The sequence below is a fragment of the Paraburkholderia sp. J8-2 genome, from assembly GCF_905220195.1.
Classification (GTDB): Bacteria; Pseudomonadota; Gammaproteobacteria; order Burkholderiales; family Burkholderiaceae; genus Paraburkholderia.
In genome coordinates, this window is record NZ_CAJMZA010000001.1 from 797,268 (window position 1) to 822,600 (window position 25,333).

Annotated in this window: 20 protein-coding genes; 6 read left to right on the top strand and 14 right to left on the bottom strand. The window is 63.0% G+C overall.

Features of this window, described 5'->3' with window-relative positions; genetic code table 11:
- Positions 1-95 precede the first annotated feature (95 nt).
- On the bottom strand, positions 96-287 hold the full coding sequence (locus tag U5A52_RS03440; RefSeq protein ID WP_321933946.1) for a hypothetical protein: 192 nt from the start codon (positions 285-287) through the stop codon (positions 96-98).
- 449 nt (positions 288-736) lie between these two features.
- Here U5A52_RS03440 and U5A52_RS03445 point away from each other — a divergent pair, with 449 nt between their 5' ends.
- Positions 737-1,924 (top strand): DUF2235 domain-containing protein, encoded by a 1,188-nt coding sequence (locus U5A52_RS03445; protein WP_321914382.1) that lies wholly within the window; start codon positions 737-739, stop codon positions 1,922-1,924.
- A gap of 39 nt (positions 1,925-1,963) precedes the next feature.
- Here U5A52_RS03445 and U5A52_RS03450 read toward each other — a convergent pair whose 3' ends face one another.
- From U5A52_RS03450 to U5A52_RS03475, 6 genes are all read right to left on the bottom strand, one after another.
- Complete coding sequence (locus U5A52_RS03450) at positions 1,964-2,683, bottom strand: ABC transporter ATP-binding protein (protein WP_321933947.1); 720 nt, start codon at positions 2,681-2,683, stop codon at positions 1,964-1,966.
- Entirely contained in the window at positions 2,683-3,450 is a 768-nt protein-coding gene (locus U5A52_RS03455) for an ABC transporter ATP-binding protein (RefSeq protein WP_321914384.1), read from the bottom strand. The genes U5A52_RS03450 and U5A52_RS03455 overlap by 1 nt, the downstream gene beginning before the upstream one ends.
- The gene (locus U5A52_RS03460; protein ID WP_321934168.1) at positions 3,447-4,721 is read right to left on the bottom strand and encodes a branched-chain amino acid ABC transporter permease; all 1,275 of its coding nucleotides are present in this window, start codon (positions 4,719-4,721) and stop codon (positions 3,447-3,449) included. The genes U5A52_RS03455 and U5A52_RS03460 overlap by 4 nt, the downstream gene beginning before the upstream one ends.
- Positions 4,722-4,760: 39 nt before the next feature.
- A complete protein-coding gene (locus U5A52_RS03465) occupies positions 4,761-5,708 on the bottom strand; it encodes a branched-chain amino acid ABC transporter permease (RefSeq protein ID WP_321933948.1) in 948 nt (315 codons plus the stop codon).
- Positions 5,709-5,748: 40 nt separating this feature from the next.
- Positions 5,749-6,993 carry a branched-chain amino acid ABC transporter substrate-binding protein gene (locus tag U5A52_RS03470; RefSeq protein WP_321933949.1) on the bottom strand — a complete coding sequence of 415 codons (1,245 nt, stop codon included), beginning with the start codon at positions 6,991-6,993 and terminating at the stop codon, positions 5,749-5,751.
- 256 nt (positions 6,994-7,249) lie between these two features.
- Positions 7,250-8,221 (bottom strand): helix-turn-helix domain-containing protein, encoded by a 972-nt coding sequence (locus U5A52_RS03475; protein WP_321933950.1) that lies wholly within the window; start codon positions 8,219-8,221, stop codon positions 7,250-7,252.
- 99 nt (positions 8,222-8,320) lie between these two features.
- On the opposite strand from U5A52_RS03475, the gene U5A52_RS03480 reads away from it, so the two are divergent.
- The gene (locus U5A52_RS03480; RefSeq protein ID WP_321933951.1) at positions 8,321-9,565 is read left to right on the top strand and encodes a DUF1479 domain-containing protein; all 1,245 of its coding nucleotides are present in this window, start codon (positions 8,321-8,323) and stop codon (positions 9,563-9,565) included.
- 17 nt (positions 9,566-9,582) lie between these two features.
- Here U5A52_RS03480 and U5A52_RS03485 read toward each other — a convergent pair whose 3' ends face one another.
- Complete coding sequence (locus tag U5A52_RS03485; RefSeq protein ID WP_321914389.1) at positions 9,583-11,319, bottom strand: ATP-binding protein; 1,737 nt, start codon at positions 11,317-11,319, stop codon at positions 9,583-9,585.
- Between the two features lie 152 nt (positions 11,320-11,471).
- Positions 11,472-11,807, bottom strand: coding sequence for a response regulator (locus tag U5A52_RS03490; RefSeq protein WP_321914390.1), 336 nt, complete (start codon positions 11,805-11,807; stop codon positions 11,472-11,474).
- Positions 11,808-12,084: 277 nt separating this feature from the next.
- On the opposite strand from U5A52_RS03490, the gene U5A52_RS03495 reads away from it, so the two are divergent.
- Positions 12,085-12,360 carry a hypothetical protein gene (locus tag U5A52_RS03495; protein ID WP_321914391.1) on the top strand — a complete coding sequence of 92 codons (276 nt, stop codon included), beginning with the start codon at positions 12,085-12,087 and terminating at the stop codon, positions 12,358-12,360.
- A 6-nt stretch (positions 12,361-12,366) separates the two neighbouring features.
- Here U5A52_RS03495 and U5A52_RS03500 read toward each other — a convergent pair whose 3' ends face one another.
- Positions 12,367-15,429: an FAD-binding and (Fe-S)-binding domain-containing protein gene (locus U5A52_RS03500; RefSeq protein ID WP_321933952.1), complete on the bottom strand. Its 3,063-nt coding sequence runs from the start codon at positions 15,427-15,429 to the stop codon at positions 12,367-12,369.
- Between the two features lie 115 nt (positions 15,430-15,544).
- On the opposite strand from U5A52_RS03500, the gene U5A52_RS03505 reads away from it, so the two are divergent.
- From U5A52_RS03505 to U5A52_RS03515, 3 genes are all read left to right on the top strand, one after another.
- Positions 15,545-16,462: a LysR substrate-binding domain-containing protein gene (locus tag U5A52_RS03505; protein WP_321914393.1), complete on the top strand. Its 918-nt coding sequence runs from the start codon at positions 15,545-15,547 to the stop codon at positions 16,460-16,462.
- Positions 16,463-16,608: 146 nt separating this feature from the next.
- Entirely contained in the window at positions 16,609-17,910 is a 1,302-nt protein-coding gene (locus tag U5A52_RS03510) for a cation:dicarboxylate symporter family transporter (RefSeq protein ID WP_321933953.1), read from the top strand.
- Positions 17,911-17,958: 48 nt separating this feature from the next.
- A complete protein-coding gene (locus tag U5A52_RS03515; RefSeq protein WP_321933954.1) occupies positions 17,959-18,861 on the top strand; it encodes an NAD(P)-dependent oxidoreductase in 903 nt (300 codons plus the stop codon).
- Here the strand turns inward: U5A52_RS03515 and U5A52_RS03520 are convergent.
- From U5A52_RS03520 to U5A52_RS03535, 4 genes are all read right to left on the bottom strand, one after another.
- The gene (locus tag U5A52_RS03520) at positions 18,848-20,368 is read right to left on the bottom strand and encodes a tetratricopeptide repeat protein (RefSeq protein ID WP_321933955.1); all 1,521 of its coding nucleotides are present in this window, start codon (positions 20,366-20,368) and stop codon (positions 18,848-18,850) included. The genes U5A52_RS03515 and U5A52_RS03520 overlap by 14 nt on opposite strands.
- 113 nt (positions 20,369-20,481) lie before the next feature.
- Positions 20,482-21,828 carry an MFS transporter gene (locus tag U5A52_RS03525; RefSeq protein ID WP_321933956.1) on the bottom strand — a complete coding sequence of 449 codons (1,347 nt, stop codon included), beginning with the start codon at positions 21,826-21,828 and terminating at the stop codon, positions 20,482-20,484.
- Positions 21,829-22,129: 301 nt separating this feature from the next.
- Positions 22,130-23,371: a cytochrome-c peroxidase gene (locus tag U5A52_RS03530; RefSeq protein ID WP_321914399.1), complete on the bottom strand. Its 1,242-nt coding sequence runs from the start codon at positions 23,369-23,371 to the stop codon at positions 22,130-22,132.
- 75 nt (positions 23,372-23,446) lie between these two features.
- Positions 23,447-25,327, bottom strand: coding sequence for an alkaline phosphatase family protein (locus U5A52_RS03535; protein WP_321933957.1), 1,881 nt, complete (start codon positions 25,325-25,327; stop codon positions 23,447-23,449).
- Positions 25,328-25,333: the final 6 nt, after the last annotated feature.

Here is a 25,333-nt window from a genome sequence, read left to right on the forward strand (position 1 = left end):
GCATCGGCCAGGAGTGAGAGCAGCGAGCCTCACGGCAACGACACCCAAATCTGATCGCCGCCTTGCGTTCGCTCGCGAAGACATTCACGCACGAGCTAGTGAGCGCCGCTCACCAGCATGAAAAGCAACGCCCCAGTCAGCACCGCTGCGAACGCAAGCAGAACGACGACGAGACGTGTGCTCAGTTCGGTCTGTGCGGCGCTGCCAGTCGCGTACGCGCCTGGAAATGGGCTGATGAGGCGCTCTCGGGCGATATCGAAGGACAGAGAATTACGTTCAAAACGCATAGTTCCACTCCGATCGTCAAGAACCACCGGCTAACGAGATTCAACGAATCCCACTGCAATCTCAACGGCTGTACACCCTCGGTTGCCGGGCAAACCCGGGACTCCCTATCCGCGGACAAGGCCAATTGGCCACACATCTGTCGACACTTTTACCCGAAAAAAAATGGATGTCAACACTGGCAACGCCTGGAATGTGCACGTGGAGCGTCTGCAGGACGCCCCTAGGCCCGGTCAGTTGATTCAGCGAGTGCGCGCCCTGTCGATTCCGGTTGTACGTGCGCCAACGCACACTCCTGCACCTCGCAATCGGAGGCGCAGAAGCTATATTTGTAGGACAAACGTTCGGCACGCGCATCGCACGTCGTACAGCATTTGCGGCGCTCACGCCGGACACGTTGCTCAGGATTGCGAACAAGCTTGACGTCAAAATTGCGTGCAAGGAGCCAGCGATGTCCAAGACGATCGTCTTTTGCGCAGACGGCACGTGGAACGGACCCGAAGATCCGGCAGGAAAAGGCGATGGCGCCGCTCCTGAAGCGGCAGCGGGATGCCAGCCTGAACTGACCAATGTATGCAAGCTTTTCGCGTGGCTCGATGGGAACATGCTGCCTCCAGAAACCGTGTGGGGCGGCGCCGAGATGGAAAAGGGCCTCTTAGACGCGAATGGCCAACCGATACAGATCGCGAAATACATTCACGGGGTTGGAAATTCCCAGCAACTGATCGATAAAGTCGCGGGCGGCGCGTTCGGTGTCGGCGTCGTCGCGCGCATTGCTCGTGGCTATACCTATATTTCGCGCAACTACGAGCCGGGCGACAGCATTGTGATCGTCGGATTCAGCCGCGGCGCGTACACCGCGCGAGCCCTGGCGGGACTGATTGCCGGGCAGGGGCTGCTTCGGCCGGAACTCGCTGCCCTTGACGATCAGAATCGTTACGACACCGCGGTGGCGGCCTGGTATCGATGGAGACACGGCAACGAAACAACGTTCCAGAAGATAGCGGACGGTGTGCTGGAGTTTTTGACTATCCATAACGCCTTTTCCAACCCCAAGCCTTTGGACGCCAATTCCTTTGTGGACGCGAACATCGCCGCGGTGGCGGTTTGGGATACGGTGGGTTCGCTCGGCATCCCAATCTACTATCAGGGGTCCGCGATCGATCTGTTCCGGTTCTGCGATCTGAATCTCAGCCCGAAAATTGGCATAGGCATCCATGCGGTCTCGCTCGACGAGCAACGCAAGCCGTTCGAGCCGACATTGTGGAATCCCAACCCGAACGTGACGCAAGCGCTCTTTCCCGGCGGCCATTGCGATGTCGGCGGCGGCTATCCCGATCACGGGCTCTCCGACGGCGCCCTGCTCTGGATCGTGGACAGGTTGCAGCACGCAGACGTGGGATTGCACTTCGCCCTGCAGCCTCCCGTTGCCGTCCAATCCAATCCATTGGGCCCGCGACACCGGGAATGGGTAGCGGATCGCGGCTGGCTGGTCGCCGGAGTGGGGCCGCGGGCCTTCCCTGTGGGCATGGTCGTCAACGACACCATCCGGCAGCGTATGAACGGCCAGCCCGAGGATCTTTTTGGCGCTGTCGGCCAGCAGCCCGTTTACTCGCCGAATAACTTGCCTGCACGCTAGGCGGAATTTGCGCCGCAGAGCAACCGGTCGAAGCGCGCCCTACACTTCGAGCCATTCCTGGCGCACGCACGCATCGGCCTTGAGCTGCTGCGGCGTCCCCTCGAACACGATCTGGCCGTGCCCCATGACGTAGACGCGCTGCGAGATATCGAGCGCAATGGCCTGCTTCTGCTCGACGAGCAGCACCGAAATGCCGCGCGCCTTCAGCGCCTTCAGGTACTCGGCCACCTGCGCGACGACGAGCGGTGCGAGCCCCTCTGTCGGTTCGTCGATGATGATGAGGTCTGGGTCGCCCATGAGCGTGCGGCACAGCGTCAGCATCTGCTGCTCGCCGCCGGAGAGCAGGCCCGCGGGCGTGTCCTCGCGCTCCTTCAGGCGCGGGAACATGCGGTACATGTCGTCGAACTGCCAGCGCGGCTTCTGGCGCGACCTGGTGCGCTTTTCGCCGAGCATCAGGTTCTGCCGCACGGTGAGCGTCGGGAAGATATCGCGGTTTTCCGGCACATAGCCGATGCCCCGGTGCGCAACCTCGAACGTGCGCAGCCCGCGCACTTCTTCGCCGCGCAGCAAAATCTGCCCCTCGCACCGCACGAGCCCCATGATGGCCTTGGCCAACGTAGAGCGGCCCACGCCGTTGCGCCCGAGCAGGGCGACGATCTCGCCCTCGCCCACCTGCATCTCGACGCCGTGCAGGATATGGCTCTTGCCATAGTACGCATGCAGGCCGCGCACCTCGAGCATGGAATTAGCGGTCGCCATCAATGTGCACCTGCGGGTTCGTCGAGCGTGGTGCCCAGATAGGCTTCCTTCACGCGGCGGTTGTTACGGATGGCTTGCGGCGTGTCCGTGGCGATCACTTCGCCGTACACGAGCACCGAGATGCGGTCGGCGAGGCCGAAGACGACGCTCATGTCGTGCTCGACCATCACCAGCGTCTTGCCGACGGTGACCCGGCGAATCAGCTCCACCGCGTGATCCGACTCGGAGCGGCTCATGCCCGCCGTGGGTTCGTCGAGCAGGATCACCTCGGCACCGCCCGCAATCGTGATGCCGATTTCGAGCGCGCGCTGCTCGGCATAGGTGAGCAGCCCGGCAAGCGTGTCGTGCCGCCCCTGCAGACCGATCAGCTCGAGCACTTCTTCGGCGCGTTCGCGCGCGTCGCGTAATTGTTCGAGGCGATGCCAGAACGAGTACCGGTAGCCGAGCGACCACAGCACGGCGCAGCGCAAATTCTCGAACACCGACAGGCGATGAAAGATGTTCGTCACCTGAAAGCTGCGCGAGAGCCCCATGCGGTTGATCTTGTACGGCGGCAGCCCCCCGATATCGACGCCGTTCAGTTTCACCGTGCCGGAACTCGGCGCCATGCGGCCCGAGATCAGATTGAACGTCGTCGACTTGCCCGCGCCGTTGGGGCCGATCAGCGCATGGCGTTCGCCCTTCGCAATAGTCAGGTCCACACCGCGAATGATTTCCGTGCGCCCGAAATTCTTGCGGACTTCACGCAACTCCAGTGCGGCCGTCATGCGTTGCTCCCTGCGATTTCCCGTTGCACGCCATCCCACGCTTCGCGCACCCGCGCAGCCGCGAGGCGTCCCGCCTGCGCGCCCAGCGCCCACAGCACCGCCGCGACGGCCCACGGTTTCCATGAAGCGGCATCGAAGGTAAGGCCGAAGAACGCCATGGCCGTGCCGTTGTCACGATCGATCTGCACCTTGTAGACGAGTTCGACCGTCAGCACGAGCGCGCCAAGCAAAATCAGCGCAGCGCCCAGCGTCGCTGCATAGGAAGGCACCATGCGATGCAGCTTGCGCGCCGCGATGAGAGGCACCTGCTTCATCAGCAGGCTCGACACGCCGCCCGGCACATACATCACCACGAGCACGAAGAACAACCCGAGGTAAAGCAGCCATGCCGGCGTGAGATTGGACAACGCCACCGCAAACAGCACGAACAAAACAGAGCCGATGATCGGCCCGAAGAAGAACGCCCCGCCGCCGATGAACGTCGCCAGCAGCACGCCGCCGGACTGCGCAGCACCGACGTTCTCCGCCGTCACGATCTCGAAGTCGATTACCGAGAGGCCGCCCGCAATGCCCGCGAAGAACGCCGAAAGCACCATGACGAAAAAGCGTACGCGCTGCGTGTTGTAGCCGACGAATTCGGCACGCTCGGGGTTGTCGCGCACGGCGTTGGCAATGCGGCCGAGCGGCGTCTGCGTCCACGCGTACATGGCGATCATCGACACGAGGCACCACGCCGCGATCAGGTAGTACACCTGGATCGCCGGTCCATACGTGATGCCGAGCACCGCATGACCCACCGTGCGGTTGGTCGGCACACCGCCTTCGCCGCCGAAAAACCCGGGAAACATGAGCGAACTTGCCGCCACCATTTCGCCGATGCCAAGCGTGATCATCGCGAAGGTGGTGCCCGACTTGCGCGTGGTCACATAGCCGAACAGCACGCCGAACAGCATGCCGCCGAACCCGCCCGCGAGCGGCAGCAGCGAAACAGGCAACGGGAAATGGTTCGCGCCGATCTGGTTGAGCACATGCGCCGCCACGAACGCGCCGAGCCCGGAGTACACCGCGTGCCCGAACGAGAGCATGCCGGTCTGCCCGAGCAACATGTTGTACGAGAGCGCGAAGATGATCATGATGCCCATCTGCGAAAGCAGCGCGATGGCAAAGCCGCTGGAAAACACGAGCGGCAGCACCAGCATCACGAGCACCGTGACGCCCCAAATGATCCAGCGCAGCGAATGCGCGGTTTGCCGCATTCCGTTGCGTTGCATGCCCGAACCGGCGCCGGCCTGAATGAGCGGTTTCATCGTTCAGCCCTCCCGCTTGCCGAGCAGCCCGCGCGGTCGCAGGATCATCATGAGCACCATCAGCAGGTAAGGCAGAATCGGCGCGACCTGCGATACCGGCATGCGCCACAACGACGAGAGCGCCGTGCTGTCCGTCACCGTCATGCCGACGAGCGAGAACAGATCGGAGAGCGACGCATCGATCGTGACAGCGAATGTCTGCATGATGCCGATCAGCAGCGACGCGATGAACGCGCCAGGCAGCGAGCCCATGCCGCCCACCACGGCGATCACGAACACGATCGTGCCCACCGACTCGGCCATCGAAGGCGACGTGACGAACGCGTTGCCGCCAATCACGCCGGCGAGGCCCGCCAGCGCGGCGCCGCCGCCGAACACCAGCATGAACACGCGCTGCACGTTGTGCCCGAGTGCCTCGACCATTTCCGGGTGCGTGAGCGACGCCTGAATGACGAGGCCGATGCGCGTGCGCGTCAACACCAGATACAGCGCCGCGAGCATTGCAATCGAGATCAGCATCATGAAGGCGCGATACTTCGGAAATTCCGACGTGTACACCTTGAACAGCGCCCCGTTCAGTTCGGGCGGAACGGCGTACGGCACGGTGGCGAGACCCCAGACCAGCTTCACACCCTCCACGATCAGATACGACAGGCCGAAGGTGAACAGCAACTCCGCCACGTGCCCGTATTTGTGCACAGTACGCAAGCCGAACCGCTCGACGAGCGCGCCGACACACGCCACGAGCACGGGCGCCACCACCAGCGCAGGCCAGAAACCGATCTTGCTGGCAATGGTGTAGGCGAAGTAGGCCCCGAGCATGTAAAAGCTGGCGTGCGCGAAGTTGAGCACGCCCATCATGCTGAAAATCAGCGTGAGGCCCGATGAGAGCATGAACAGCAGCAGCCCGTAGCCGATGCCGTTCAACAGAGAGATGGTCAGGAATTCCACTGCCCGATGATCCTTGTGAAGTGTCGTAGCGAGAGCACGCTCAGCCCGGGCGCTTCATCTGGCAAGTGGTCGGCTGCGTTGCCGCGGTCGGCCCAAGCTGGACGTCGGTGCGCCAGCCATAGCCGGTGTTCTCCTGGTCGTACTTTACCGTTTTGCCGTCCGCCTTGGTCCATGTCGCGATCACGAGCGACTGCTGCGCCTGGTGATCGGCCGCGCGCATCGTCGCGGGGCCGTTCATGCCGTCGACTGTCATGCCCTCCAAGGCTTTGGCCACCTTGACGGGATCGGTCGACTTCGTCGCGTTCATCGCCTTGCTCAGCATTTCGATGGCGGCATAGGCCGTCGCGAGGTAGTAGTCGTCGTTGTACTTCTTCTTGTAACCCTCGATGATCTGGCCGACCACCGGGGGGTTGTTCGTGTTGTTCGGACCGAACACGCCCACGTATTTCACGTGGTCGGCGCCGGACGCGCCCATGGCCGTCGGCACGCCGGTCGTGCCCGCGTAATAGGTATAGAAGTTGGACGTCACGCCCGCGTCCTTGCTGGCCTTCACGAGCAGCGCGAGGTCGCTGCCCCAGTTGCCCGTGATCACCGTGTCTGCGCCGGACGCCTTGATCTTGGTGGCATAAGGCGAGAAGTCCTTCACGCGCGCGAGCGGATGAAAGTCGTCGCCGACGATCACGATATCGGGGCGCTTGCTCTTCAGGTCCTCGCGCGCCACGCGCGAGACGTCGTGACCAAACGAGTAGTCCTGATTGATGAGGTAGACCTTCTTGATGTCCTTGTCGCGCGCGAGAAACGTGGTGAGCGCATCCATCTTCATGTCGGCGTTCGCGTCGAAGCGGAAGTGCCAGTAGTCACAGCGTGCGTTGGTCATGGCCGGGTCCACCGCGGCGTAGTTCAGGTAGACGATTTCCTTGCCCGGATTGCGCGAGTTGTACTTGGCGACCGCGTCTTCCAGCGCGAGGCCCACCGACGAACCATTACCCTGCACGATATAGCGGATGCCCTGATCGGCGGCCTGGTTCAGCAGCGTCAGGCTTTCCTGCGGCGAAAGCTTGTTGTCGAATCCCACGACCTCGAACTTCGTGCCGTTTGCCCAGTTATGCTCGTTGGCGAAATCGGCCGTGTATTGCCAGCTGTGCAGCTGATTCGTGCCGAGCGATGCCATCAAGCCGGACAGCGGATCGATGAAGGCAATCTTGACCGTCTCCGCTTGCGCGGCCCCGGCTCCCAACGCTGACGATACAACCGCACCAACCACCAACGAGCGCAACATCCTCATGGACTGTCTCCTTTGTTTGGGCATTTCTTATCGTGCGTGCAATTTTCTGTCCGACCGTGCGATTTTTCGCTATATCAACACATTCCCGAGGCGAATGACAGCACTCCAGGGAAATCGCTGAGACGAGCAGGCATAGCGAGTCATAACGACTGGCTTACGGTTCGCTTAGGTCACGTCGGGTCCGTTCGTGATGCCTGAACCCCGCGCTCGGCCGATTGGGGGATGGCACACGCAATGCGCGGACCGCGCAAGCCGTTCAGGCGCGGCGCACGCGAGGCTTTCTGCTCGCCGTTCGCCGCGCAAGTTCGAGCGATGGCGAGCGCTCCGTAAGGGGCGGCGCCACATGATCTTCGGCGCGTTTCGCGCTCGCGAATTGCTGCCGGTAAGCCACCGGCGTGAGCGCTTTGGTGGCCTTGAACTGCCGGTTGAAGTTCGCCGCGTTGGGGAAGCCTGAGCGCGCGGCGATCACGGAAACGGGCAACTGCGTATCGGTCAGCATCCGGCAGGCATGGCCGATTCGAACCCGCGCGATGTACTGCCCCACACTTTCGCCCGTGTGCTGCACGAAATGTCTCGTCAGCGTGCGCTCAGAAAGACCCGCGGCCTTGGCGAGCGTCGAAAGCCGCAAGGGTTGCGAGAACTGCGTTTCGATCAGCGCCAGCACGCGGTTCAACTGCTCAGGCTCGTAGCCTGCAGATGCGCCCACGCGACCCTCGAACGCGCTGGGCGTCGCGAGCTGGGTGGCAGGCAACCCGGTCAACCAGACCAGGATATCCAGCACGGCAGCCAGACGCTCGCGCGGGTCCGCCGACAATAGACGATCAAGATAACCGCGCATATGCTCGCCGGCGCCTTCTTCGAAGACGAGTCCGCAGGCCGCGCGGCGCAACAGGTTGCGCAGGCTCGCGTATTCCGGGCAAACGTCGGCGAGGCGCTGCACCCAGTTGCCTTCGAACCAGATGACGATGGCCACCTGCGAATCCGCCGGATCGATCGAGCGATTGGACGACCAGGTGTGCGGCATGTCCGGCGGCACGAGCACGAGATCGTCGGCGCCATACACGGTGACCGAGTCGCCGATATAACGCTTGCCCTGGCTGTTCATCGTCAGCGTGAGTTCGTATTCCGGGTGGTGATGCCATTCGAACGGAATGCGCGGCAAGCGCCGGTGGTAAACCCGCACGGAACAGCTGCTGCCGAAGTCGACGTGCTCGTACGCTGCTTTCATGGCCGAAACTGCAAAAAGATTGACCCGATAATATCACTGGCCAGGGCCGTGCCGGCGTACGCTCCCATCATTCGAAAACACCACGGTGGAGACAACGAAATGGCATTGCATATCGACGACCTGCCCGCGGCTATTCGCCGGGCGAAGCAGGAACTGCGGGAAAAACTGCCCAACTACAAGGCGGTGTTCGCCGAAGTCGAATCGGCCATGCAGGAAGAGGCGCATCGCATTGCCCAGCTTCGCGACCGGGGTGAGCCCGTGATCCCCGAAATTGCGTTTTCGGACATCGTCGGCAACCGGGTTAGCGCGGAGCAGATTGCGCTCGTGAAGGCGCGCGGCGCCTGTGTGATCCGCAAGGTGTTCGACCGCTCGCGCGTGGCGCAGTGGGACGACGACATTGCGGACTATGTCGAGCGCAACGACCTCGACCGCAAGCTGCTTCATCGCGCCGAAGACAAATACTTCGGCCAGCTGGCCTCGAGCAAGCCGCAGATCTACGGCGTGTACTGGTCGAAGCCGCAAGTGCTCGCGCGCCAGTCGCCGGAACTCACACAGGCGCGCGTGTTCCTGAACCGCCTGTGGCGCGCCGAGAGCGAAGGCCGCGTGCATTTCGACCCGAATCACGTGCCGGTTTATGCGGACCGTCTGCGCCGCCGCCCGCCTGGCTCCGAGTCGCTCGGCCTCTCCGCCCACTGCGACGGCGGCTCGGTCGAGCGCTGGATCGAGGCGAACTTCCGCAAGGTCTATCGCCATGTCTTCTCCGGAAACTGGCGCGACTACGACGCGTTCGACGCCGCGTGGCGCACCGAGGTCGAAGAGATTCCGTCACCCGCTGTCTGCTCGATGTTCCGCACGTTTCAAGGCTGGACGGCGCTCACGCAACAGGGCCCCGGCGACGGCACGCTGCAACTCGTGCCCATTGCGAACGCGATGGTCTATATCCTGCTGCGCGCGCTGCAGGACGACATTGCAGACGACGACCTGTGCGGCGCGATGCCGGGCCGCGCGCTGTCGATCAAGCCGGAGTACCACGCGCCGCTTTTCCACGCGCTTTCGTCGATTCCGCTAATGCAGCCAGGCGACACCGTCTTCTGGCATAGCGACGTCATTCATGCCGTGGAAGATGCGCATCGCGGCAAGGGCTACAGCAACGTGATGTACATCGCTTCCGCGCCGTCTTGCGCCAAGAACGACGCGTATCTCGCACGGCAGTTGCCGAGCTTCCTCGAGGGCAAGAGCCCGCCCGATTTCCCGACGGATCATTTCGAAGTCGATTTCGTTGGGCGCGCAACCGCCGACGACCTGACACCGCTCGGGCGCGCGCAGATCGGCATGAAAGCCTGACGCAGCGGCAACGTCAATCAATCGGCCTTGTTGAGCGCGTTGCGCACCGCAACGGCAAGCTCATCGAATCGATAAGGCTTGCTAATGAGCGCAACGCCCTCGTCGAGCTTGCCGTCGTGGAAAATAACGTCGCGCGTATAGCCGGAGGCAAACAGGACCTCGGCGTGATAAGGCGGCCCGCTCGCAATGCGAGCCAGTTCGCTGCTTCTCACCGTACCGGGCGTCACGACATCGGTGAACAGCAGGTCGAAACGCTGGCCGCTCTGGATCAGTTTGAGGGCGTGCTCGCCGTCCTGCGCGGAAAGCACCTTGTAGCCGAGCTGCGCCAGCATTTCGATCGCGGCGATGCGAACTTCCGCGTCGTCTTCGACAACGAGAATGGTCTCGCCGCCGCGCTCCTGTCTCGCAACGCCTGGCTTGTACGCGTCGTATTCCGCTTCCAGGCTGCGCGGAAAATAGAGGTTGACGGTAGTGCCCTGGCCTTGCGTGCTTTCAATGAAGACGTGGCCCGAACTCTGCGCCACGAACCCATGCACCATGCTCAAGCCGAGTCCCGTGCCCTGGCCCACGGCCTTCGTGGTGAAGAACGGCTCGAACACGCGCGCTTTCACGTGCTCGGGCATGCCGCAGCCCGAGTCCGAAACGCGCAGGCGAACGTATTCGCCTGCGGGCACGCCGTCACTGCGCGCCGCTTCATCGTTCTGTGCGTCGACGTTCGCGAGGCAAACGCCGATGCGTCCTGGTCCGTCTATTGCGTCGCGCGAGTTGATGACCAGATTCAACAGCGCGCTTTCCAGCTGACTGCGGTCCGCACAGATATTCCAGCTCTCGTGCGCCGGCACAATGGCGAGTTCGATCGTCTCCGGCAACGTGCGGTGAAGCATCTCGGCCATGCCTTCGACCAGCCGGAAGGGGTTCAGAACGGCCGGCGCGAGCGGTTGCCTGCGCGCAAAGGCCAGCAGTTGCGCGGCGAGCTTCGCACCGCGCGACACCGCATTGCTAACCGCGGCCACGCGCCGCTCGAGCGCGGCGTTGCCTTTCGTCGAAAGCTCGATGAGCTGCAGGTTGGCGGAAATGACCTGCAAGACGTTGTTGAAGTCGTGCGCCACGCCGCCCGTGAGACTGCCGATCGCTTCCAGCTTTTGCGCCTGACGCAGCCGCTCCTCCATCGCCACGCGCGCGCCCACTTCCTCGGCTACGCGCTGCTCCAGTGTCTGGGTCAGTTGCAACAGCGCGTCTTCCGCCACCTTGCGCTGCTTTTCCGCCTGCATCTTCGCCGTCGTTTCGAACACGATGGCGAGGACGCCCGCCGGCCGCTCGTCGTCTTCGAAAACCGGGCTATAGCTCAGGTCCAGCCACACGTCTTCGGCGTGACCCTCGCGATACAGCACGAGCTGCTTGTCCTGAAAGACGAGGGTCCCGCCGGCCAGGCACGTATCGACGACATTCCGGTTGAACGCGGCCACCTCTGGCCAGCCGGTTTCGACTGGCTTGCCCAGCAGGAACGGATGCCGGCCGCCCGCGAAAACCGCGTAGGCGTCGTTGTAGACCATCGTCCCTTCGCGGCCCCATAGCATGACGAGCGGAGAAGGCGCGGCGAGCAGCATGTTGATCGCGGCAACGAGGCTCGCCGACCAGGTTGCGCGCGCGCCGAGCGCCGTATCGCTCCAGTCGAACACGGCGATGCGCTCCGCCATTTCACCGGGCCAGCGGGTCGAGGGGCGCTCGATCTGCGGTGGAACTTCCTTGTTCATGACGCGACTCTGCTCCGAGGAGACGCTGCGGAATACCGGAACGACGAGGCTCGTGGAGATTCCAGGCTCGCCACGAGTGAGACGAAGTGCGCAATTATTGTTCCCGGCTTCCGGTGGAAGCCGGTCGAGTTAGCTACAACGCACAACCGGCGTCACAGGCAGGCCAGCAGGTCTTCGAGCCGCACCGGTTTCGTCAGACATTTGACGAAGCCGGCGGCTGCGGCCCTGGCCGCGATATCCGGATCGGTATGCCCCGAGAGCAGAACGTACCGGGTATTCGACAGAGCGGGGTTGAGCTGAAGCTGACTCACCAGTTCTCCGCCGCTCATGTCAGGCAGCTTCCAGTCCACGAAGGCGAGTTCGGGAAGGAACGACCCGGCAACGAGCAGGGCCTCTTGTCCATCTGCCGCACATTGGGCTTGATGGCCTTCGAACTCGACGAGCGCCGCAAGCGCATCTGCGACGTCGCGGTTGTCGTCGACAAACAAGATTCGTTTTGGCATCGGGTGCAAAAAGCTGGCTGGAGCGGGGACGCAATAAACACCGGCTCGACTCGCGGGTCGCCTTCGAGTGTAGGCGCTGCATCACGATAAATCCATCGTGCTACTGAACAATGCGCTGCGCGATGCTCATGGCAACACCGCGGCGCGCGCTTAACTCGTTGTTACGAATCTCGCAGCACCGTTTCACCTGTGTCCGGGGGCGACGCCTAGACTCCGAACCGTGCTCATCAAGAACGCACACAACGTGCGAAGGAGTCGCGATATGAAGAAGACCATTCTCGGCCTGGTACTGGGCGCAACGGCACTGGCGGCTTCGACCGCTGCATTGGCCCATGTGGATGTCGCCGTGGGCGTTGGCGTGCCAGGCGCGGTCTATGCCCCGGCTCCCATCCAGACCGACTGGAGAGGCGACGACGACTGGCGCGCGCGGCAGTGGCGCGAACACGAGTGGCGCGAGCACGAACGCCGCGAGCACGCATGGCGTGAACGGCAGTGGCGCGAACGCGAGTGGCACGACCGGGGCCGCTGGGACTATTGATCTGTTTCAGCGCAGGGCGTCCAGCAACACCTGAACCGGGTGACGCAACTGACGCCCGCGCAAGCGCTTCACCTGGCAGCGGCACGAATAACCCGTGGCGATCAGTTCTTCCGCCCCTTGCGCCGCCGTCGATGCCGCATCGACATGCTGCGCCCACGATTGCTCGAAGATCGCTTCCGAAGTCGCGCGATTGCGCGCCTCGTGGCCATAGGTGCCCGACATGCCACAACACCCGCTAGCCGGCGTCGCGAGCGCGAGGCCCGCTGCGGCGAACACGTCTTTCCACAAGAGCGTGGCGGCGCTCGCGTTGGTGCGCTCGGTGCAATGCGGCAGCAGGCGGAACGACGCCGTCGCGCGATGCGCCGCTTCGCGGCTGCGCAGCGCGCCGCGCATTACGCTGATTAACCATTCCTGCGGCAGCAGCACCTCTGGCGCCGCCTCGATGCCTTCCACCTTGCGGTACTCCTGGCGGTACACGAGCGTCATGGCCGGGTCGATGCCGACGAGCGGCACACCCGAGCTGGCAAGCGAGGCCAGTTGCGCCGCATTGCGCCGCGCGGCGCGGCGAAACCGCGGCAGAAACCCCTGGACGTGCAGCGGCTTGCCGTTCGGGAAATAAGGCGCGACGAATACCTTGAATCCAAGACGTGCGGCTAGTTCGAGAAACGCGGAGGCAACCGGCGTCTCGAAGTAACGCGTGAACGCGTCCTGCACCACGATGACACTGCGCTGGCGTTCGGTTTCGCCAAGCGATGCGAGCCGTTCGGGCGTCGCGATCTCCGCTCCCGCCTTGCGCAACACCCCGCGCCATGACACACGGCTCAACAATGGGCTATCGACAAGGCCAATGCAGCGTGCGAGCAACGATTTGACGAGGCGCGCCTTCATCAACGCGTTGTACGCGCCACTTGCGCCAGGCACCGCCGCCACGCGCGGCACCGTGAATTCGAGTGCGCCGATCAAATAGTCGCGCAGCGGACGCAAATAGCGCGTGTGATAAAGCTCCAGAAAGCGCGCGCGAAACTCCGGCACGCTTACCTTTACCGGACATTGCCCCGTGCATGACTTGCACGACAGACAACCCGCCATGGCGTCATAAACCTCGTGCGAGAAGTCCTGCTCGCCCTGGCGTTTGCGCACGCTGTTGACGATGCGCACCGGCAACGCCGCCGCAACCGGCGGCGCGACAAGATCCGCTCCGGCATCTTGTTGTCTGCGCAACCATTCTCGCATCAGCGAAGCCCGGCCCTTTGGCGAATGCACGCGCTCGCGCGTGGCTTTCCACGACGGACACATGGCGTCGTTCGGGTCGAAGTTGTAGCACGCGCCGTTGCCGTTGCAATGAACGGCGTCGGCGTTGGCCTGCCAGACGCGCTCGTCTATGCGCCGGTCCAGCTCGCCGCGCAGTGTCGTCGCGTCGATCTTCAGCAGCGCCGCACTCGCGCCGGCAGGCGTCGCGATCTTGCCTGGATTGAGCTGATTGTACGGATCGAATGCCGCCTTGAGCCGCTGCAGCGCCGGATACAAAGGCCCGAAATACTCGGGCACGTACTCGGAGCGCACGCCCTTGCCATGCTCGCCCCACAGCAGGCCGCCATACTTCATCGTCAAGGCAGTCACGGCATCCGAAATGGGGCGCACGAGCGCGGCCTCGTCGGGATTGCGCATGTCGAGCGCGGGGCGCACGTGGAGCACGCCCGCATCGACGTGGCCGAACATGCCATAACGCAGACCGAAACCATCGAGCAGCGCGCGAAACTCTGCAATGTAGTCGGCAAGATTTTCGGGCGGCACGGCCGTGTCCTCCACGAAGGGCTGCGGGCGGCTCGCGCCGCGCGCATTGCCCAGCAGGCCCACCGCGCGCTTGCGCATCGCATAGACGCGATTGATTGCCGCCTCGCCATCGGCAATCGTATGGCCGAGACGCTTCACGCTCGCGTCCGCGCCCAGGTGCTCGGCGAACGCCGCCACGCGCGCGCGCAATGCGTCCGCATCGTCGCCGCTGAATTCGACCATGTTGATGCCGTTCGCACCGCCTTCCACTCCTTCGTCGGCGGGGAAATACTCGGCCACGCTTTGCCAGACGATATCCTCGCGCGCCAGCCGCAGCACCGTGGAATCCACGGTTTCGATCGAGAGTGGGCGATGCGCCATCAGCGCGCGCGCGTCGCGCAGGGCATCCATGAAGCTCTCATAGCGGACATTGACGAGCACGGCGTGCCTGGGCACGGGCAGCACGTTCAGCGTTGCCTCGACGATGAAGCCGAGCGTGCCTTCCGAGCCGCACAGCACGCTGTTGATGTCGAAGCGCCCTTCGCCGTCATGCAGATGAGCGAGGTCATAACCCGTCAAGCAACGGTTCAACGCGGGAAAACGCTCGCGTATCAGACCGGCTTCGCGCTCGCTGATATCGCGCGCGGTGCGGAAAACCTCGCCGACCTTGTCCTTGCGCGCGCAAAGCGCGCCGAGTGCGGCACGATCGACCGGCGCGCTCGACAAACGCTCACCGCCAACGAGGACCGTTTCCAGCGCGAGCACGTGGTCGCGCGTTTTCCCGTAGGTGCAACTGCCCTGCCCGCTCGCATCCGTGCTGATCATGCCGCCGATGGTCGCGCGGTTCGACGTCGACAGCTCCGGCGCGAAAAAGAGCCCGTGGCGCTTCAATTCGGCATTGAGCTGATCCTTGACCACGCCGGCCTCCACGCGCGCCGTACGCGCCACCGGATCGATTTCGAGGATTCGATTCATATGTCTCGACATATCGACCACGACGCCTTCGGTCAGCGACTGCCCGTTCGTACCCGTGCCACCGCCACGCGCCGCGACCGCCACGCCGCGAAACGTGTCGCGCCCGAGCAGGCTCGCGAGCCGTGCGACGTCCTGTGCGTGGCGCGGGAACACCACCGCCTGCGCATAGCGCTGGTAGATCGAATTGTCCGTGGCCAGCACCGTGCGCGTGGCGTGACTCGCATCCACTTCGCCCTCGAAGCCCGACGCCTCCAGTTCATGCAAAAATTGACGGATCAGGGGGCTGCCGAATTCGCCGATGGTAAGCTGGGCAATGGTCATGTGGCTCTCGAAGTCTCGTACTGGGCGCTATAGACCCTTTTCTGACATGAAATTGTCGCCTCCCAACCGGCACCGGGCAAACGTAAAAAGATTGGGTTGATCATGAGGTTTATGAATGAATTACCGCAAGCTCACGCCCTCCATGTCGCTGCTGCTCGCGTTCGAAGCGTCCGCGCGCCATGAGAGCTTTACGCGTGCCGCCGAGGAACTGTCGCTCACGCAGAGCGCTGTGAGCCGCCAGGTTCAAGCGCTCGAGGCGATGCTCGACCTGCCGCTCTTCACGCGCGAGGGCAAACGCATCGTCCCGACCGATATCGGCCGAGCCTATATGGCCGAGATCTCTCATGCGCTTACGCTGATCCGTAGCGCGACGCTGCAAGCCCTCACGGCGAGCGCGCCAAAAACGCAGTTGCGCGTTGCGACCCTGCCGACGTTCGGCGCCAAATGGCTGCTGCCGCGCCTGCACCGCTTCTATCAGGCACACCCCGATTTGCAGATCGATCTCGACTCGCGCATCGAGGCGGCCGATTTTTCGACTCAGGATCTCGACGCCGCCATCGTGGTGGGCGACGGGCGCTGGCCCGGCGTCACGGCGCACAGGCTCTATGCGGAAGAACTGGTGCTGGTTGGCAGCCCCACTGCGTTGCCGTTCGCGAGAAAACCGAAGCGACGGGCCGCCGCGCCAACCATCGAATCGCTCGACGGCCTCACACTGCTGCGCGTGCGCAGCTTTCCCGACGCATGGCGCGAATGGTGCGCGCATTTCGGCTTGCCTCACGACGCGCTGCGCCCGGGCCCGAGTTTCGAGCTGACCTCGCACTTGATCCAGGCGGTCGTCGCCGGCATTGGCGTGGGCCTCGTGCCGCGTATGCTGGTCGAAGACGAATTGAACGAGAAGCGGCTTCTCAGCCCGTTCGAGGCGGTGCCAAGCTCGCGTTCGTACTACCTGGTCTACCCGGAGCGTGCTCAGCGCCACCCCGTGCTGGTTGCGTTCCGCGACTGGCTGCTGGAGGAGCTTGCCGGGCAGCAGTGATTGCGGAATGAATCTTGCTGCACGCACAACGCATGTTTTAAGCCATATCGATAAATAGAACAGATGGCTTTATTAACGTTTCGCAAAGCCTGAAGACCAGCCTCCCCCTCCATAATTCCGTATGAATAATCACAACGGAGGAGACAGTGAGGCTGTTGCGCAAGCTGTACATCCAGGTGCTGATTGCGATCGCGCTGGCCATTGCGTTTGGCCTGCTCGCGCCGCACGAGGCCGTAAAAATGAAACCGTTGGGCGAGAGCTTCATCGCGCTACTGAAGATGATGCTCGGGCCCATCATCTTCTGCACGGTCGTGCACGGCGTGGGGCACATCAAGGACTTCAAGCGCCTTGGCCGGCTCGGTGTGAAGACGCTGCTCTATTTCGAAGTGGTCAGCACGCTCGCCATGCTGACTGGCTTTGCGGTCGTTAATATCGTGCGCCCCGGCGACGGGCTCCATGCGCGCTCACTCAGCGCAAGCGAAGGCGCCGCGGCAGCAATCAAGGCAGGCACGACCGGCGACTTCTCGTTCACGCACTTTCTCACCTCCATCATTCCGCATACGCTCGTCTCGGCGTTCGTGAGCGGTGACATTCTTCCCGTGCTGTTCGTTTCGCTGCTCACGGGCTTCGCGCTCGCCACTTGCGCGAAGCCCGACTGGGTCGTGTTCCGCTTGATCGAGGAAGCGCAAACCGTTGTCTTCAAGATGCTCGGCTTCATCATGCGGCTCTCGCCAATTGGCGCATTCGGCGCAATGGCCGCGGCCGTGGGCAGCTACGGCAGCGTCACGCTGCTGTTCCTGCTGCGCTATGTGCTCACCTATTACGCAAGCACGCTGTGCTTCGTGTTCGTCGTGCTCGGCGTCGTGGCTGGCCTGGCTGGATTCTCGATCTTCAGGATCCTTTCGCTCATCAAGGAAGAAGCCATTCTCGCGATGGGCACGGCCGCGAGCGAAGTCGCGCTGCCGCGCCTCGTCAGCAAGCTCGAACAGGCGGGCTGCGACGAAGCCGTGGTGGGCTTCGTGCTGCCGGCGGGGTATAGCTTCAATATCGATGGCGCGTGCCTCTACATGGCCTGCGGCGTCGGCTTCATCGCACAGGCGACCGACACGCCTTTGAGCCTCTCGCAACAACTCGCGCTGCTCGCGGTGATGATGCTCACGTCCAAGGGCGGAGCGGGCGCTGCAGGCGGCGCGCTCGTCAAGCTCGCGGCCACCATCCAGACCTCGCGTGCGCTGCCGCTTGCCGGCGTGGGCTTGCTGTTCGGCATCGACCGCGTGCTTGCCATTGCGACTTCCACGACCAATGTGATTGGCAACTCGGTAGCCGTGCTCGTCTTGTCGAAATGGGAGAAGATGTTCGACAAGAACAAGTTCGAATCCCACATGAACCGGCGGCACACGGCGCGCGCGGAGCCGCCGCCAGTTCAGGCCAGCGAGCCTCGCGTGTGAGCCTGCAACGTTTGTCTCTTCATCAACGCCATCGAGAGAGTGTCAAGCATGGAACAGCAAACCCAACAGCCGGTAACGCGCGTTGCGATCATTGGCTTTGGCGAAGTGGGGCCGATTTTTGCGCACGCGCTCGCGCAAGCCGGACTGCACGTTTCGACTTACGACATCAAGCTACAGGACAGCGCCACGCGCGAGACGATCCTCAAACGCGCGAGCGAGAGCGGCGCTCATGTCGCCGACGATCTCGCATCGGCGCTAATGGGCGCACAGCTCGTGTTTTCCGCCGTCACGGCGAGCCAGGCCGAAGCGGTGGCGAGCGCATGCGCCGCGTATTTGCTTGCCGGTCAAACATTTATCGACCTGAACTCCGTCTCGCCCGCCGTCAAGCAGCGCAACAGCCAGGCCGTGGAGCGCGTGGGCGCCGATTACGTGGAGGCCGCAGTCATGGCGCCCGTGCCGCCGCAAGGCATACGCGTGCCGATGCTGCTGGGCGGACGCGTTGCCGGGCACACCGCCGAAGTGCTCAACGCGCTCGGCATGCGCGCGCAATGCGTGGCCGCCGAGGTAGGCCTCGCCTCCGCCATCAAGCTGTGCCGCAGCATCATGATCAAAGGCATGGAAGCGATGTGCGTGCAATCGATGCTCGCCGCGAAGCAGTTCGGCGTGGACGACCGCGTGCTTGCCTCGCTTGCCGCAAGCTTCCCAGGCATGGGCTGGGACACGGGCTATGAGTCGTACTTGATTGGCCGCGTGGTCGAGCATGGCCAGCGGCGCTCCGAGGAAATGCGCGAGGCGGCGGCCATGCTCGACGGCCTCGGCATGTCGAGTGAGCTGGCCAACGCCATTGCGAATGTCCAGCAGGCGCTGGCCGAACGTGCTGCGCCGCTCGTCGCGGCGCTAGACGAAAAAGGCAGACTGCCGGAGTGGCGCACGCTGCTCAAGCCTTCGTGATGGGGTTGCCGTTCACTGGATAGCGTGTGGCGAGTGCGTCGAGCACGCGGTTTAGTACGTCGTCCCAATTGCCTCGCTCTTTCTGCGTGAAGAGACGCAGGCCCGGATACCACGGGCTGTCGTCGCAATCGCGCAGCCAACGCCAGCAGCCGGCAAAGCGATTGAGCAGCCATACCGGCTTGCTCATTGCAGCAGCCAGATGCGCCACCGACGTATCGACCGAGATGACGAGATCGAGGCCGTCGATCAACGCCGCGGTATCGGCGAAGTCTCTGGCTTCATGCATCCAGTCGGTGATTTGCTCGCGATATACCGATGGCAATAGCTTCGATGCGTCTTCGGCTTTTTGCAGGCTGATCCAGTGCGCGCCTCGCCAGGACAGCAGCTTCGCAAACGCATCGGGCGCGATGCTGCGTCGGCGATCGGCCGCCGTGCCCGTATGACCGCCCGCCCAAACAAGGCCGATGCGCGGCTTCATGTCATCGCCACACGCGCGGAGCCGATCGGCCCACATGCGCGCGCGCTGCGGTTCGGCGTGTAGATACGGTATAGGCGCGGGAATGTTGTCGAGGCGCGTGCCGAGCAGCATCGGCAGCGAGAGCAGTGAGCAATAGGCGTCCCACGCGCCAAGGTCTGACGGCACTTCGTCGAGCAGCATGATATTCGGCCAACGCGTGCAAAGCGACTGTTCGAGCAACGGCCGCAACGGCTTGGGGCAGACGTAGCCAACTCGCGTGCCGCGCGCAAGCGCAATGGGCAGATAGCGGCAGAATTGCAGCGCGTCGCCAAAGCCCTGTTCGTGCAGCACGAGCAAACGGCGCTCGCCTGGGAGCGGGCCGCTTCGCCAACGCGGAATTGGCAGCGTGGGGGCACCCTGCGCCGCTGGACGCTCTCCCACCTGAAAACTCGCCCAGCGCTGCTCGAAGTATGGCCATGCTTCTTCGTAACGGCCCGCTGCAAGCAACGCGTGACCCAGGTTGCTGTGGGCTTCGACATTACGTGGATCGCGTGCGATAGCACGCTCGAAATGGGCGATGGCGGTGGCGAGATCGCCAAGATCCTTCGTGACCGTGCCGAGATTGTTATGCGCCGCCGCGTGATCGGGTTGACGCGCCAGGGTTTGACGGTAGCTCTGCGCCGCCGCGGCGGGCTGATCGTCGAGCTGCTGGGCGACGCCGAGGTTATACGAAAGCAGCGATGTATCGACTGCCGGAAAGCGTTCGCGGGCGCGCCGCAGGCCGAGACGCGCCGTTTCGGCCGCCGCCGCGTAGTCACCCAAACGCGTTTGCGTCACGCAAAGGCTGTTGCAGTACACGGGGTGCGGGCGTAGCTGAACGGCGCGCCTCAGCCAGTGTTGCGCTTCGGCCGGTGAGCCCATTGCGAGCGCGAGCAGCCCGCGCCTGTGGAGCGCGTCGCTGTTGCGCGGATTCGCCTCGATGACCTTGTCGGCAAGCTCCAATGCGCTTTGCCAATCGCCTGCGGCGTAGGCGCGATCGGCGCCTTCCAAGTTTGACTGCGTGTGTTTGATGGGGGACGGCACGGGTATCCTCGATGAATGAGTTTGCCCGGACCATACCGCCGTCTCAAATCAAACTGCCCCGCAACGCAGGTCATCCCACCTCAGCGGCCAGCCTTCACAGCCGGCACACCCGCCACCAACGCGGCCCCACTCGCCACCAGCAACGCCGCGAGCAGATAGAGCGCGTTATCCATGCTGCCCGTATGCGTCTTGATGAGCCCGATCGCCCACGGGCTCACAATGCCGCTCGTAATGCCAATGCTGCTGATGAGCGCGATCCCCGCTGCTGCGGCTTTGCCCGAGAGATACGCCGAAGGCACTGCCCAGAAGATCGGCAACGCGGCGAAGATCAGCACCGCTGCGATCGAGAGGATCGCCATCATCGCGGCGAAGCTCGCCAGATGCAGCGTGAGCAGCGCCAATGCGATGCCGCCGCCTATCGTGCACGCCGCGAAATGCCAGCGCCGTTCGCCACGCCGGTCCGAGCGGCGTGCGATCCACATGAGGCCCACCGCGCCCACCGCATTCGGAATGACGGTGTAGAGGCTGATCGCCAGCACGTCGTGCACGCCGAAGTCGCGAATCATGAGCGGCATCCAGAAGTTCAACGTGAGCGAGGCACACGTCAGCGAGAAATAGATGAACGCGAACAGATACACGCGCGGATTGCGCAGCGCCGCTCCAAACGACCGCGTGGAATGCGCGTGCCCGCCTTCGCCGTCGCGTTGCGCAAGGAGGTGGTCCTTCTCCGCATCGGTCAGCCACCTCGCCTTCTCGGGGCCGTCCACGAGCCAGAACGCCGCCATGAGGCCAAGCAGCACGGCCGGCAGACCTTCGATCAGGAACATCCAGCGCCAGCCCGCAAGACCCGCCACGCCGGCCAGGTCGCGCATGATCCATCCCGAGATGAGGCCGCCCAGTACACCCGCCACCGCCACGCCCGCGAAGAAGATCGAAAACACGGCCGCGCGGCGGCGCGCCGGATACCAGTACGTGAGATAGAGCACGATGCCCGGAAAGAAGCCCGCCTCGAACACGCCCAGCAGGAAGCGCAGCGCGTAAAACTGCGTGGGGCTCGCCACGAACATCATGCTGGTCGAGGCAACGCCCCACAGCAGCATGATGCGCATGAACGTGCGGCGCGCGCCGAAGCGCGCGAGCAACATGTTGCTCGGCACTTCGCACAGCACGTAGCCCACGTAGAACACCGCGGCGCCAAGGCCGTACATCGCGTCGCTGAAGCCCAGGTCGTGCTTCATCTGCAATTGCGCGAAGCCGATGTTGATGCGGTCGAGAAACGATACGACATAGCAAACGAACAGGAACGGAATGACGCGCGCCGACACTTTGCGATACAGCGCGTCGTCTTGCTGCGAAGGATTCAGCGCGGGCGCGGCATACGTGCGCGCGGCTTCGGACCCGCGGTCCGTGGCAATCGATTGGGGCATCTGCCTGTCTCCAAACATGACTGCGGCTCACCCGGTCGGAACCGGGCAAACCGTTGATGCGCGGCGTCTTGCGCGCCTTGCGCGGCTCGCCGGGACGCTTGCGGTGCGCGCGTCTCCAGGCAGTGAGCCGATCATAGGTGGGGCAGGTTTAATTTGTCAATGGCGAATCGTTTCGTTTTACGCTAATGCGGGTTTGTCTTTAGTTGCGGGGCACTCTTTCGTCACACAAAAGCCGTAGCGAATCGCATATAAAAAAACCCGGTTCAAAAGCTGACCGGGTTTTTCTTTTCTCTGCGCAACGTTAGCGAGGCACTGTCTTTGCGTCCGCGTCGGTCAGGGTATTCAGGAACGCCACCACGTCGCGGATATCCGAGTCCGACCAGACCGGTTTGCCGCCCCGGTGATTCGTCAGCGGTTCCGTCTTGATATCCACGTTACTGCGCAGATTCTTCGGCAGGTCGTCAAACTTCACGACATGGCCGTGCGCGTCTTTCGAATACCACTTCTCCGGGTTCGTGTCGCGCTCAACATAGAAGCGCATCGAGTCTTCAAGTGTATGAAACATGCCATTGTGGAAGAACACGCGTCGCGTGGCGACGTTGCGAAGCGTAGGTGTGCGGAACATTCCACAGAACCACTTCTGCTGCTTCGTCTGGTCTTCACGCAGCGGCCCACATAACCCCATGTCGAAGAAGTTCGGATCGCGGTTGGCCGGAATGTCCATGTTGCGCGGCACGCCCAGCGTCTGGAAGTTGTAATCCGTCAGTGCCGGATGCGAGCCGTGGGCGCCTTTGTTGATCAAATGACAGCTTGCACAGTTGCCCTTGTCCGGGTCGCTGAACAGCATCAATCCGTGCGCTTCCTGTGGCGTGAATTGATCCTTGCCGTCGAGAACGCGGTCGAACTTGCTGGAGTACGGCGCGAACGACGGATCATTGAACTGGAACGCCTGCAAGACCTTTCCAAGGTCCGCCAGCGCCTGCGCCGGTCGCGAGAAAATGTCCTCGCCGAATGCTTCCCGGAACGGCTGTGCGTAGGCGCTTTTGCTCAACTTCTGCGCCACGTCCTCCGCGCTGCTATTGGCCATTTCATCCGGATTGAGCAGGGGGAATGCAGCCTGATCCGCGGGGGTGTTGTAGCGCCCGTCCCAGGTGTATCCGCCGATGGGCTGATTATCTCCATCCTCGAGACGCTCTTTCAGGCTATTTGCCTGCGTGTACGTCCAGTAAGGCACCGCACGCAGATAACGCAGCGACGGCACCGCGCGCAGTCCGGCTCGATCGAGGTTTGGGCCGCCCAACTGGACAGGCAGACCGTTCGGCGGCCCATAGGCATTCGCGGGGCTGTGACAGGAGGCACACGACTGCTTGCCGGAGGCCGACAGCGACGGATCGAAGAACGCTGCCTTGCCGATCGCTGCCAGATCAGGGGCAGCAGCCTTGACCGGGGCGGCTTGAGCGTCCGCTGCATGTTTGTCGCAGGCGGACAGAAGGAAAATGCAAAGGGCCGTTGCGAAAACAGCCTTTGAAGGAAATTGGCGCATGACGGATAAAAAAACAGCCCGGTTCGAACAGAGAACCGGGCAAAGACAACAGAGTTCTTGTGAGACCGCCAGGGATTAGCGGTTATCGATGTTGGCCGATGTGAAGATCGGCTTGAGCGACGCATCATCGGCGTAGCCGAGATACGAGCCCATGCCGAAGTTGTCTTCGAGCGATCGCAGCAGCGCGTAGTGGTTGTAGCCCGTGCTGTCCACGTGACCGCCCTTGATGAACGGCGACAGCAAAAGCGTACCAATCTGATCGCCTCCGACTCCGAGGTAGTTCAACGCAATCGACACGTTCTGCACGGATGCAGGCAGCGTCGCCGGGTTGATACCGAGCAGGCTTGCTTCAGCCACCGGCAGCGTGGACATCGTGACCTGTTCCGGGCGCGTCACGTTCGGACCCGTTTGCTGGTTGCAGCCAGGGCACTGGTTGCCCATCTCCGGCTCCAGCAGGGAGAGCGTCTTGCCATCCGCACTGACTTGCGTTGTCGGCGTCAGTCCGGTCACGACGCCTTCATCCGTGGTGATGATGATCAGGCCGTCCTGCTTGTAGGCGGGCGAAGCCTGGATCATCGGGATCGTCTTCTTCAGGAACGCGTCGATCGAAGCCAAACCGCCAGGCTGACCGTTCGCGCAGCCCTTGCCCGCAGTCCCCGTACCGTCACCATCATGACCGTCGTCACACAGGTTCGGCGTGATGAAGGAGAAGTTCGGCGTGGTGTCGATCGACTGAAGATCCGTTGCCAGGTCGTCTTGCAGGTTGACCACGTGCGCGTCGCAGTTCGCCAGATCATCGATGGTCGAATGGAAATACGGGAACGGATTGTGACGCGTCGCGTACTCATCGCCCGGCTTGTCACCCGAGGCCGAAGGAGCCTGCGCGGCCTGCGTGCCATCCACAGCCTTCGTTGGGTCGGCGCCCGCGAGCTGGGCGGTTCGGCGCGGGAACGAACAGGTTCTCGTGCCGTCACGGTTCAGGTCGTTGCCCATGTCCTCGTTGTAGCTGCGCCACGTGAGCTTGGCTTGTTCCATCTGATTGCCAATATGCTGAACGCGAGCCGGGAATACGCAGCCGCCGCTTTGATGGCCGTTTGCGTCCGTGCCTGCCTTGAGCACTTTGGCGTTCGCCGAGTCGCTGCCGGCGTCGACGATATCGGACCACAACTGGAAGCAGTCCGTTTCGGTGTCGTGCGTCGACGGCTGACCTGAGACCATCGAGATGTAATTGTCCAGCGAAACGTGGCCGGTGCCGTAGTAGTTCGAGAGGAACGTGCCCTGCGGCATCAGCGATTTCAGATACGGGTCCTGGTTCGAATCCGAGGCCGTCGTGCCGTACGTCGATTCCGCGCTCTTGTTTTCGAGCACGATAACCCAGACGTGCTTGATCGCCTTGCTCGAAGCGACGGTTGCAATGTACTGGTCGCTCGCTGCCTTCACCACGACGTTGCCGTTGGTGTTGAAGTCGCCCAGCAGGGCGTCCGGCGTCGTGCCGATCTTGCTCGCCAGTTGCGTTTGAGCGTCCGATTGCGACAGGCCGCTGTCAATCAGTTGCGAAAGCTGCGTGGTGATCGCACTCACGGAACTGACACCACGCGGCGAACGGAACGTAGCCGTGCTGTTGAACGTCGTGCCCATGTTCTTGCCCGATGCGTCGTTCTCCGCTGCACCATTCAGGTCAGCAACGACATACTTCCAGGCACCGTTGCTCGTATCGGTGATCGAGAACTTGCCTTGGGCATCCGAGCGCGCGACAGGCTCGCCCTGGTCGCACTTGCCGTTGTTGTTCACATCGAGGCAGACCGCCGCCCCCTGGATATAGCTGCCGAGCACCTGGCCAGTGACCTTCGGCCCGTTCGAGCCACTGTCGCTGCTTCCGCAGGCAGACAACCCTGCCATTACACCGATACTTGCCAGTATCGTGAGCGTGCCCCTGCGCAACCGTGCATTTTTCACAACTTC